The sequence below is a fragment of the Streptomyces sp. NPDC059524 genome, assembly GCF_042749255.1.
Taxonomy (GTDB): domain Bacteria; phylum Actinomycetota; class Actinomycetes; order Streptomycetales; family Streptomycetaceae; genus Streptomyces; species Streptomyces xanthii.
This window is the reverse complement of the sequence record NZ_JBHYTK010000101.1, coordinates 1-11,336: the sequence shown is the minus strand read 5'-3', so window position 1 is coordinate 11,336 and position 11,336 is coordinate 1. Positions and strand designations below refer to the sequence as shown.

At 70.9% G+C, this 11,336-nt stretch carries 10 protein-coding genes; 9 read left to right on the top strand and 1 reads right to left on the bottom strand.

Features of this window, described 5'->3' with window-relative positions:
* Nucleotides 1–115 precede the first annotated feature (115 nt).
* On the bottom strand, nucleotides 116–1,126 hold the full coding sequence (locus ACFW9D_RS25345; RefSeq protein ID WP_384625164.1) for a hydroxyacid dehydrogenase: 1,011 nt from the start codon (nucleotides 1,124–1,126) through the stop codon (nucleotides 116–118).
* 491 nt (nucleotides 1,127–1,617) lie between these two features.
* Here ACFW9D_RS25345 and ACFW9D_RS25340 point away from each other — a divergent pair, with 491 nt between their 5' ends.
* The 9 genes from ACFW9D_RS25340 (at nucleotide 1,618) to ACFW9D_RS25300 (ending at nucleotide 11,077) form a co-directional block, all read left to right on the top strand.
* Nucleotides 1,618–2,946, top strand: coding sequence for an extracellular solute-binding protein (locus ACFW9D_RS25340; RefSeq protein WP_384625161.1), 1,329 nt, complete (start codon nucleotides 1,618–1,620; stop codon nucleotides 2,944–2,946).
* On the top strand, nucleotides 2,943–3,923 hold the full coding sequence (locus ACFW9D_RS25335; RefSeq protein WP_384625159.1) for a carbohydrate ABC transporter permease: 981 nt from the start codon (nucleotides 2,943–2,945) through the stop codon (nucleotides 3,921–3,923). The genes ACFW9D_RS25340 and ACFW9D_RS25335 overlap by 4 nt, the downstream gene beginning before the upstream one ends.
* Complete coding sequence (locus tag ACFW9D_RS25330; RefSeq protein WP_188335118.1) at nucleotides 3,920–4,786, top strand: carbohydrate ABC transporter permease; 867 nt, start codon at nucleotides 3,920–3,922, stop codon at nucleotides 4,784–4,786. The genes ACFW9D_RS25335 and ACFW9D_RS25330 overlap by 4 nt, the downstream gene beginning before the upstream one ends.
* A gap of 53 nt (nucleotides 4,787–4,839) precedes the next feature.
* Nucleotides 4,840–6,165, top strand: a complete 1,326-nt coding sequence (locus tag ACFW9D_RS25325) for an alpha-L-fucosidase (protein ID WP_384625155.1) — start codon at nucleotides 4,840–4,842, stop codon at nucleotides 6,163–6,165.
* A 51-nt stretch (nucleotides 6,166–6,216) separates the two neighbouring features.
* Nucleotides 6,217–7,644: a polysaccharide lyase 6 family protein gene (locus ACFW9D_RS25320; RefSeq protein ID WP_384625152.1), complete on the top strand. Its 1,428-nt coding sequence runs from the start codon at nucleotides 6,217–6,219 to the stop codon at nucleotides 7,642–7,644.
* A gap of 74 nt (nucleotides 7,645–7,718) precedes the next feature.
* Complete coding sequence (locus tag ACFW9D_RS25315; protein WP_384625150.1) at nucleotides 7,719–9,146, top strand: polysaccharide lyase 6 family protein; 1,428 nt, start codon at nucleotides 7,719–7,721, stop codon at nucleotides 9,144–9,146.
* Between the two features lie 108 nt (nucleotides 9,147–9,254).
* A complete protein-coding gene (locus tag ACFW9D_RS25310; protein ID WP_384625147.1) occupies nucleotides 9,255–10,076 on the top strand; it encodes a sugar phosphate isomerase/epimerase family protein in 822 nt (273 codons plus the stop codon).
* Nucleotides 10,077–10,110: 34 nt separating this feature from the next.
* Nucleotides 10,111–10,764, top strand: coding sequence for a GDSL-type esterase/lipase family protein (locus ACFW9D_RS25305; protein ID WP_384625144.1), 654 nt, complete (start codon nucleotides 10,111–10,113; stop codon nucleotides 10,762–10,764).
* Nucleotides 10,765–10,825: 61 nt separating this feature from the next.
* Nucleotides 10,826–11,077: a hypothetical protein gene (locus ACFW9D_RS25300; protein WP_188335124.1), complete on the top strand. Its 252-nt coding sequence runs from the start codon at nucleotides 10,826–10,828 to the stop codon at nucleotides 11,075–11,077.
* Nucleotides 11,078–11,336: the final 259 nt, after the last annotated feature.

Here is an 11,336-nt window from a genome sequence, read left to right as displayed (position 1 = left end):
CGTCTGGAGCCCCTGGGGGACCGGCCGCTCCGCCCGGGGGCGCGCCCCCGGGGGTGCCGCGCGGGGGGTGCCGGACGTGCACCGCTGTCCGGCAGGCGCCGCACCGAGGGAGATGTCAGGCGAGCGACGCGGCGCGGGCCGGGTCGAGGGCGTGCTGGAGCGGCTCGCCGAGCGTGAAGCGGCGGACCTCGTCGAGCACGAGCTGACCGAGGCGGTGGCGCTCGGCGCCGAGGGCGCCCGCGATGTGCGGGGTCAGGACGACGTTGGGCAGCGTGAACAGCGGCGAGTCCGGGGCCGGGGGCTCGGGGTGCGTGACGTCGAGGACGGCGGTGAGATCCGGCCTGGCCCGCAGGACCCGTACGGCGGCCGGTTCGTCGATCAGGGCGCCGCGCGCGGTGTTGATCAGCGTCGCGCCCGGTTCCAGGGAGTTCAGCAGGCTCTCCCCGATGGCACCTCGGGTCGCGGGCAGCAGCGGGGCGTGGAGGCTGACCACCTGGCAGGTGGCGAACAGTTCCTCGATGCCGACCAGCCGGACGCCTGCCTGCCGGGCGGTGTCCGGCGAGGCCGCGGGATCGGTGGCGACGACCTCGACGTCGAAGCGGGAGAGGTGCCCGGCGACGAGACGGCCGATGTGGCCGAGCCCCCACAGGCCGACCCGCGCCCGGTACCCGCCCGCGACCTCGGGGTCGCGCGGGAACCGGCGGTGCTGCGCGACGTCCCGGGCGATGCGGTGCGCCTGCTTCAGGCCGAGCAGGACCTGGGCGAGGGTGAACTCCGCCACCGGGACGGCATTGGCCGCGGCGGCCGAGACGATCGGGATGCCGCGCGCCCAGAACTCGGGAGTGGTCAGGTGGCGTACGGACCCCGCCGCCACGAACACGGCGCGCAGCCGGGGCGCCTGCCCGAGCAGTGCGGTGTCCAGGACGGGCGCGCCCCAGCCGGTGAGCAGGAGGTCGACGTCCCGCAGAACGCCGGGGGCGTCGGCGAGTTCCTCTCTCGTGAGCGGCGGTGCCTGCCAGTGGACGAGCCGGCCGAGGCCGGCGGTCACCTCGGGCGGATAGACGTCCGCCCGGCGTTCCTTCTCCATGACCAGCAGAGCGGTGGGGGTGGTGGCCGGTGCGTTCATGCCGGGCGGGTCTCCTTCGGCGGATCCGGAAGGCGGGTGGAGGGCCGGCGGGACAGCCACTCCCCCGGGTTCGGGTGTGTGCGAAAACGTGCGCTCGGGTGATGCGCAGTGGTGTGGCTTGTTTGATACGCATGCCCTGCGGCTGGCACGGACGATACATCGGATGACTGGAGGGACCTAGCGAGAATCTCGGACATCTTGTCGCCCACCGCCCGACGGGGGCGACCTCCCCACACCGGCTTCCCGCACCTGAGTGACCGACTCCTCGAACATCTGAAAACCCTTTCAGAGCAGGCATTTTATGGAGCGGGGAGCATCTCCGGCATGCCCTCACCCGCGGAGGCCCGCCACCGCGGGGAGCCCACGGGAGGCGCGCCGGCCACCTGAAGCACTTTCAGATTCATCGGAGTATTGACCGCTGTTTCCGGCCCCGCTACGTTCCCAGCAAGCGCTTTCCAGGCCAACTGTGGTGCGTCCGAACGGGAGTTGTCATGCAGAGATCGCGATGGGTCGGTGCCGGTGTCCTCGCCTCGGCGCTGGTCCTCACCAGCTGTTCGTCCGGGCCCGCGGGAGTGGACGCCAAGCAGAACAAGAAGGCCACCCTGGAGCTCTGGACGCGGACGACGCCCGGCGGGCCCGGCGAGCAGGGCGCGGTCAAGCTCGCCGCCGCCTTCCAGAAGGCCACGGGCTACAAGGTCAAGGTCACGGCCATCTTCGACGACTTCGAGACCAAGCTGCAGCAGCGGGCGGCCCAGAAGAAGCTCCCCGACATCGTCATGAACGACGTGACGCAGCTCGGCGCCATGCACAGTCAGGGACTCCTGCGGGAGATCGACCTCGACAAGATCGAGGACAGCAAGGAGATCATCGGCCAGGGCCTGGACTCCGGGAAGAGCGTGGACGGCAAGCAGTACGGACTGCCGTACTCGGCGCAGGCGTCCGCGCTGCTCATCCGCAAGGACTGGCGCCAGAAGCTGAAGCTCGACGTCCCCGAGACCTGGGACGACTTCGCCGCCATGGCCAAGGCGTTCACCACCCGGGACCCCGACGGCGACGGCAAGAAGAACACGTCCGGGCTCGCCGCCCCGCTGTCCACCAAGCGCGGGTACGCCTCCTGGTACTTCTCCAACTTCCTGTGGGCCGCGGGCGGCGACTTCATCACCGAGGCGGGCAAGGGCACGTACAAGCCCGCGATGACCAGCAAGGCCTCGGCCGAGGCGGTGCAGTGGTTCCGCGACCTGGGCTGCAAGGACAAGGCCGTCCAGCCCGGCGCCGTGACCATGGACACCCCGCCGACGAACGAGACGTTCGAGTCCGGCAAGACCGGCATGTTCGTCGTCGGCCCCTACCTGCTGCCCCGCTTCGACGAGACGCTCGGCAAGGACAAGTACGAGGTCGTCCCGATGCCCAAGGGACCCAAGGACTCCACCGTCCTCGCAGAAGGCGGCTCCGTCTATCTGATGGCGGGCTCCGACAACCGGGCCGGCCAGGACGCGTTCGCCTCCTTCGCGGTCTCGGCCGAGGGGCAGCGGACGGGCATGGAGGGCGACACCGCCTACACCGTGCAGCTTCCCGTCAACAAGTCCGTCGACATCTCCCAGGTGCGCCCCGACCCCCGCTGGAAGACGTACGCGCAGGTGTACCAGGACTCCGGCCGGTACGCGCCGTCCATCCCGAACTGGACGCCGGTGCGCCAGGCGACCGCCGACACTCTGAACGCCCTCATGGCCGACTGCGGCCTGGACACCCAGACCAAGCTCCGTGAGCTCGACAAGCAGCTCGCCGGCATCCTCGAGGAGCAGGGGATCTCCGCGTCATGAGCCTCGACCAGGCCGAGCCGGCGGCCTCCACGGCTGCCGCGCCCGGTGTGCCCGGTACGCACAAGGAAGGCCGCAGAGGCGGCGCTTCCGCCGGCCGCCGGGCGCGCGACCGCAGGTCCGGCCGGTGGTGGACGCCCTGGCTCTTCCTGGCCCCCGCGCTGATCCTCTTCCTGTACTTCAAGTTCATCCCCATGGCGAACGCGCTGACCATGTCCTTCCAGGACGTCCAGCCGTACCTGGGGAACAGATGGGTCGGCACCGACAACTACGCCACGGTGCTCGAGTCCGCCGGATTCCGTGAGGCCGCCTGGCACACGGTCGTCCTGGCCGCCGGACAGACGGCCGGCTCGATGGCGCTGGGCCTCGTCCTCGCCCTGCTGATGGAGGGGCAGAGCCGCCGGCTCGGGTTCGTGCGCTCCGCGGCGTTCCTCCCGGTGGTGGTGCCGATCGCGGTCGTCGCCGAGCTGTGGCGGATCATGTACCACCCGACCGGGGACGGCATGCTCAACTCCCTGCTCGGTCTGGTGGGTTGGGGCCCGTCCGGCTTCATCAACGATCCGGACACCTCGATGGCCTCGATCATGCTCACCGGGATCTGGCGCGGCGCCCCCTACGACATGATGATCATCCTCGCGGGTCTGACGAGTGTGGACCGCGGCCTGTACGAGGCGGCGAAGGTCGACGGGGCGTCCCGGTGGCAGCGGGTGTGGCACGTGACCGTGCCCGGTCTGCGGTCGGTGTTCTCGATCCTGTTCATCCTCGCCGCGATCCGCGGACTGCGGGTGTTCACCGAGGTGTTCCTGCTCACCAACGGTGGCCCGGACGGCTCCACCGAGGTCGTCATGACCCTCATCTACAAGCTCGGACTCGAGCAGAACCGGCTCGGCGTCGGAGCGGCGGGCGCCGTCCTGCTGTTCGTCGCGACGCTGATCCTGACCGTCGTCGTCCAACTGCTGCGGCGCAGGGAGAGCAAGTGAGTGCGCACACCGAGACCGCGCTGGGCCTCACCGAGAGCCGCAGCGCCGGCGGACGGGTCCTCAAGGCCGTCGTCCACCTCCTGGTCCTCGTCGTCTTCGCCGGGCCGCTGCTCGCGCTGCTCGTCAGCGCGTTCGGCCACGTCAAGGACCCGACCCAGCTGAGCGTCGTCCCCTCCGGGCTCACGCTCGACAACTTCCGGATCGCGTTCGACCAGGGGGTGCTCGCCTACCTGCTGAACTCGTTCCTCGTGGTCGGCTTCGGCCTGCTGCTCCAGGTCGCGGTGTCCGTCCTGGCCGGGTACGCGCTGGCCCGCAAGAAGTTCCCCGGCATGGCACTGGTCCTCGTCGCCATCCTGGCGACGCTGATGCTGCCCGAGGAGATCCTCGCGCTGCCCCTCTCCCTGATCCTGTCCGACCTTCCGGTCGTCCACTTCAACCTCGTCGGCACCCTGGCCGGGATGATCGTGCCCCTGGGCGCCTGGGGTTTCTCCATCCTGGTGATGACCGAGTTCATGAAGGACGTGCCCCGCGAGCTCGAGGAGGCCGCGCGCATCGACGGCGCCGGCGACCTGCGGATCTTCGCCCAGATCATCCTGCCGATGTGCAAGCCCGCGCTGGGCGTCATCGGGGTGTTCGGCTTCACCATGATCTGGGACCAGTACCTGCTGCCGCTGCTGGTCTCCACCGACTCCTCCTCGTACACGCTGCCGCTCGCGCTGCGCACCCTGCGGATCGATCCCGCGGTCACGCCCGGAGTCGTCATGGCGGCCTCGCTGCTCGCCCTGCTGCCCTCCGTGATCGTCTTCCTGTTCTTCCAGCGCTCCTTCGTGAGCGGCCTGTCCTCCGGCGCCCTGAAGGGCTGACCCCCTCCGGTTCCGCGCCCGCCCCGCCCGTGTACGAGAAGGAAAGATGCCCCGTGCCGTCCGCCGCCGCACACCCCTCCGCTCCCCCGGCTCCCGAAGGGGCTCCGGATCCCGGCTGGTTCACCACCGCCCGGTTCGGCATGTTCGTCCACTGGGGCCTGTACTCCCTCGCCGCACGGCACGAGTGGGTCAAGAACCGGGAGCGGCTGACCGACGAGCAGTACCAGGTCTACTTCGACCACTTCGACCCCGACCGCTACGACCCCGTCCAATGGGCCAGGACCGCCAAGGCCGCCGGCATGCGCTATGTCGTCCTCACCACCAAGCACCACGACGGCTTCTGCCTGTGGGACAGCGCCCTGACCGACTACAAGGTCACCAACACCCCGCACGGCCGCGACCTCGTCGGCCCGTTCGTCGAGGCGTGCCGCGCCGAAGGACTCCAGGTCGGGCTCTACTACTCCCTGATCGACTGGCACCACCCCTCCTTCCCCGTCGACGGCACCCATCCGCAGCGCGACGACGAGGAGTTCAAGGCCGCCCACGCCGACCGGGACATCCGTGCCTACCAGCGCTACCTCCACGGGCAGGTCCGCGAGCTGCTGACCTCGTTCGGGCGGATCGACTACCTGTTCTTCGACTTCTCCTACGCCGGACGCACCTGGTGGGGCGGCAAGGGCCCCGACGACTGGGACTCCCCGAGGCTCCTGGAGACGGTCCGCGCACTCCAGCCGCACGTGCTCGTCAACGACCGGACCGGCCTGCCCGGCGACTTCGTCACCCCCGAGCAGTACCAGCCGTCCGGCCCGATGACCGAGAACGGCCGGCCCCTGGTCTGGGAGGCCTGTCAGACGCTGAACGGCAGTTGGGGCTACGACCGCGACAACCTCGACCGCAAGAGCGCGGACCTGCTGATCCGCATGCTCGTCGACGGAGTGTCGAAGGGCGGCAACCTGCTGCTCAACGTGGGCCCCACCGGCCGCGGCGACCTCGACGCCCGCGACACCGAGGTCCTGGGCGAGATCGGCCGGTGGGTGGATCTGCACGAGCGCTCGGTCCGCGGCTGCGGCCCGTCCGCGTACACCGCCCCCGCCGAATGCCGCTACACGCAGCGCGGCGACCGTCTCTACGTCCATCTGTTCGCCTGGCCGCTGCGCCACCTGCACCTGCCGGGCCTGGCCGGCCGGGTGCGCTACGCCCAACTGCTCAACGACGCCTCCGAGATCGTCCCGGTCCACATCGAGCCGAACCGGCCCGCGGTCAACACCGAGATGGGCGGACAGCCCGCCGGAACGCTCACGCTCCAGATCCCCGTACGCCGCCCCGACACCCCCGTCCCCGTCATCGAACTGTTCCTGGACGGCACCGCAGACGCCTGACCCCGTACCCCGTCCCCCTCAGACCGCCCACCGCACCCTCACGGAGGCACCATGCAGCGCCGCACCTTCCTCATGAGCACCGCGGCAGCGGTGGCACTCGCCGCCACCGGCGCCCTGCCGACCGCGAGCGCCCTCCCGGCCCGCGCGACGGTCCGCACCCTGGACGAGCTCCGCGCGGCGATCGACCGGGCGCGGCCGGGCGACCGGATCGTCGTCGCCGACGGCACCTACACCGTCCCGGCGGGCAGCCCCCTCCTCGTACGGAACAAGCGCGGCACCGAGAGCGCGCCCGTGACCGTCGCCGCCGAGACCCGCGGGGGCGTCGTCCTCCAGGGCGAACAGAGCTTCGTCTTCGAGGCCTCCCACCACATCACCATCAGCGGGTTCGCGTTCCGGCAGAGCACCACCCTGGACCTCCCGCCGGACTGCTCCCACATCAGACTCACGCGCAACGACTTCCAGCTGGCCGACATCGAGGGCCTGCACTGGGTGATGGTCCGCGCGGACGACAGCACGGTCGACCGCAACCACTTCCACGGCAAGAGCACGCTCGGGATCTACCTCGGGGTGGAGGGCGCGGGCACGGACGAGATGGCCGAGCGCGTCCACATCCACCACAACCACTTCTCCGACCACACCTTCGGCGGGTCCAACGGCGGCGAACCCATCCGCCTCGGCGTCAGCCCCCGCGCCCTGTCCAGCGCCCACGCCCTCGTCGAGCACAACCTCTTCGAACGCTGCGACGGCGACCCGGAGGCCATCTCCGTGAAGAGCTCCGACAACGTCATCCGGCACAACACGATCCGCGACAGCCTCGGCGGCATCGTCCTGCGCCACGGCAACCGCAATCGGGTGGACGCCAACCACCTCGTCGACGGCACCGAAGGCATCCGGATTTACGGCAACGACCACATGATCGTCAACAACCACCTCTCGGGCCTGTCGGGGCGCGCCCTGGTGATCGGCAGCGGTTCGGAGCGCGACCACCTGCCCGGCGAATCGCCCGACGCGCGGCGCGGCAACGACGCCCCCGATCGTGTCCTCATCGCCTACAACACCCTGGTGAACAACGCCGGCACACTGTCCGGCGAGAGCCGGCGCCCGCACGAGCCGCGCGATGTCACCGTCGCCGACAACCTCTTCGTCGCGGACACCGGCCAGTTGGTCGCGATGGCCGCCACCGTGCGCTTCACCTGGTCGGGCAACATCCTGTGGGGCGCCGCCGCCGACGGCGACATGCCCGCCACAGGCGGCGTCCGGGCCGACCCACGCCTGGTGACGGACGCGTACGGGGTCGCCCGCCCGGCCGCCGACAGCCCGGCGATCGACGCCGGCACGCTCCGCCGTCCGCCCGTCACCCACGACATCGACGGTCTGCCGCGCGGCCGACTCCGCGACGTGGGCGCGCACGAGTACTCCTCGCGCAGGCCGGGGCGCGGCCCCCTGACGCCTGCCGACGTCGGCCCCGAGGCCCCCTGAACCCCTGTCCCCTCGGCTCCCAGCCCTCAACTCCCGTCCCCGAGCTCCTGTCCCCCACCCATGAAGGAGGCACCATGCAACGACGCACGTTCCTCAGAACCGCCACCGTGGCCGCACTCGCCACCGTCCCCGTCGGCACCGCGCTGACCACCAGCGCGTCGGCGGCCGACATCCCGGTCTCGTCGCTGACCGCGCTGCAGAACGCGATCAACAACGCGGCGCCCGGGGACCGGATCGTCGTCGCCGACGGCACCTACACGGTCCCGTCCGGGGGCGCCCTCACCGTCTCCGGCAAGCACGGGACGAGCAGCGCACCGATCACCATCGTGTCCCAGAGCCGCGGCGGCGCCGTGCTCAAGGGCGAGCGCGGTTTCGTCCTGAGCAACTCCAGTCACATCACCCTCAGCGGCTTCGCCTTCCGGCAGAGCACCACCCTCGAACTGCCGGCCAACTGCTCGTCGATCCGGCTGACCCGCAACGACTTCCAGTTCGCCGACACCGGGGACCCCTACTGGGTCGTCGTACGGTCGAACGACTCGAAGATCGACCGGAACCATTTCCACGACAAGACCACCGCGGGCATCTTCCTCGTCGTGGACGGCCCCGGCTCCACGGACATGGCCCAGAACCTGCACATCCTGCGGAACCACTTCTCCGACCACAGCTTCGGCGGGTCCAACGGCGGCGAGCCCATCCGCCTCGGCGTCAGCGGCCGCGCCCTGTCCAGCGCCAACGCCCTCGTCGAGTACAACCTCTTCGAGCGCTGCAACGGCGACCCCGAAGCCATCTCCGTGAAGTCCTCGGACAACACCGTCCGGTACAACACCGTCCGCGACAGCCTCGGCGGCATCGTCCTGCGCCACGGCAACCGCTCCACCGTCCAGAGCAATCATCTGATCGGCGGCGAGGAAGGCATCCGTGTCTACGGCAACGACCACAAGATCCTCAACAACTACGTCAGCGGGCTGTCCGGCCGTGCCCTGGTGATCGGCAGCGGCACCACGCGCGACCACCACGACGGCGAGACGGAGGACGAGCGACGCGGCAACGACGCCTGCGACCGCGCCCTCATCGCCCACAACTCCCTGATCGGCAACAACGAGACGCTCTCGGGAGAGACCCGGACGTACGAGCCGCGGGACGTCGTCGTCGCCGACAACCTGCTCGTCGGCGACGCGGGCAGCCTCGTCGCCATGGGCGCCACCTCCGGCTTCACCTGGCAGAGCAACCTGCTGTGGGGCGCGGCCTCCGACGGCAACATCCCCGCCGGCGGCTTCACCCGGGCCGACCCGCGCCTCGCCCAGGGCGCCGACGGGGTCATGCGCCTGACCTCGGCCAGCCCGGCGATCGGCGCCGCCACCCTCGCCGGTACGCCCGTCACCGACGACGTCGACGGGGACCCGCGCGGCAGCGTCCGGGACATCGGCGCCGACGAGTACTCCACGGCGCCCGCGCCGCGTCACCCGCTCACGCCATCGGACGTGGGGCCGAACGCCCCCTGACCGAACCCGGGTTGACCACTCGCGCCCCCTTGAAGCGGCCGTCTGTGGGGGCGGCCGCTTCACCCCACCCGCGCCACCGCACGAGGAAGACAGAAGGTAGGCAGTGCCATGACCGGGACGAACAGCCGAGCCGGCGGGGCAGCCCCCGTCCCGGACGCGGGGCCCACCCGGTTGGGCCTCTGCTCGGTCACCTTCCGCCGGCTGCCCGCGCTCGAGGTCGCGCGGTACGCCCTCCACGCGGGCCTCGAGGTCATCGAGTGGGGCGCGGACGTGCACGCCCCCGCCGACGACCCGAGCACCGTCCGCGCGGTCCGGGAAATCTCCGACCGCTACGGACTGACGTGCTGTTCCTACGGTTCCTACTTCCGCGCCTGCCCGGGGGAGGCGGCCGGATTCCCCGCCGTCGCCCGCGCCGCGGCGCTGCTCGGAGCGCGGCGGATCCGCGTCTGGGCGGGCGGCACCGGATCCCGGTACGTCCTGCCCGACGAGCGGCACGGGACGGTACGCCGCCTGCGGGAGGCTGCCCGGATCGCCGCGGACCACGGCCTCACGCTCGCGACCGAGTTCCACGGCAACACCCTCACCGACACGGTCGACTCCACCCTCCGGCTGCTGGACGAGGTGGACGCGGACAATTTCCACACGTACTGGCAGCCGCCCCAAGACGTTCCCGACGAGGAGGCACTGGCGGGGCTCGCCCGGCTCGGCGACCGGGTCGCCGCCGTCCACGCGTTCTCCTGGTGGCCGGGCAACACGCGCCGCCCCTTGGCGGAGCGCGCGGGGTTGTGGACCGCCGCTCTCGGCCTTCTGGGCGGCCGGGGCATGGACGCGCTCCTGGAGTTCGTCCCCGGCGACGACCCCGAGATCCTGGCCCGCGAGGCATCCACCCTGAGACAGTCGGCCGGTCAATCCCTCACACGACATCCATAGTTGACTTCTTCTCCTCTCTCCCCGGACGGCAGCCATGCACACGCACCTCACGAACGACGACACACTCCTGTTCATCGGTGACTCCATCACCGACGCGGGTCGCGACCGCGCGGACGCCGCCTCCCTCGGCAACGGCTACGTCAGCGAGATCGCCCGGTCGCTGAGGGAGGGCGGGGAGAGCGGCCCAGGGCCCCGGATCGTCAACCGGGGGATCAACGGCCATCGCGTGTACGACCTCGAAGCCCGCTGGACGACGGACGTCCTCGACGAGGAACCCACCGTGGTCACCGTCAAGATCGGCATCAACGACACCTGGCGACGCTACGACAAGGGCGTGCTGAGCCCCGTCACCGAGTTCCAGGCGTGCCTGGACCGCCTGCTGGCCGTCACCGCGCAGCGGCTCGCTCCTCGGCTGGTCGTCATCACCCCGTTCCTCCTCCCGGTGGAGCCGGGGCAGGAAGCGTGGTTCGAGGACCTGGAGCCGCGCATCGAGGCCGTGTTGCGGGCCGCTACGCGCCACGGAGCGCAGGTGGTGCGCGCCGATCTCGTCCTGCAACGCGCCGCCCACGACCACCGCGCGGCGGACCTTGCCGGGGACGGCGTCCACCCGACCCCGCTGGGGCACCGGCTCATCGCCGACGCCTGGTTGTCCACGGTCGGAGCGGAGTCGGACCCCACGGCGCAGTAGTCCTGCCCGTCACTCGCACCGTTCGTGTGTGACTCGCGAGGCCGGTGATCGTTTGCAGGTCATGTCGAACATCATGCGCGTCCTTGCCACCTGCGCCGTCGCCGGTGCCGCCCTGGCCACAGCCGGTACGGCCCAGGCGGCCACCACCCAGATCGCCCCGGCCTCGCTCCCCACTCCCCTCGGCCCGGTCGGCGAGAACAACAACGCCGACCTGCCCAGCCTGGGCGGCGGTCTGCTCGACCAGGCGACCGCCGGACAGGGAGTCACGCAGAACATCCAGGGATCGACGCTCGGTGGCCTCCCGCTGGGCTAGCCCTCCGCAGGCGTCGCCGCCCAAGGTCTGATCGACCGAGTCCCGCACCGGGGCGACCCACAAATCGGGGATCTCCCCGATGGTGCGGCGGGGCGCGGGCGACGACGATGCACCGCATGGCCCTTCCCAGCCTCCCGGGGGTGGCGGGGCGCGTCGGGTGGGTCGGACGCCATCAGGGCTTTGAGTTAGTTAGGGTGAGCGGGGGGGGGGGGGGGGGTGGGTGGGGGCGGCGTGAGGGGTGTTTGTGTATGTGAGTGTC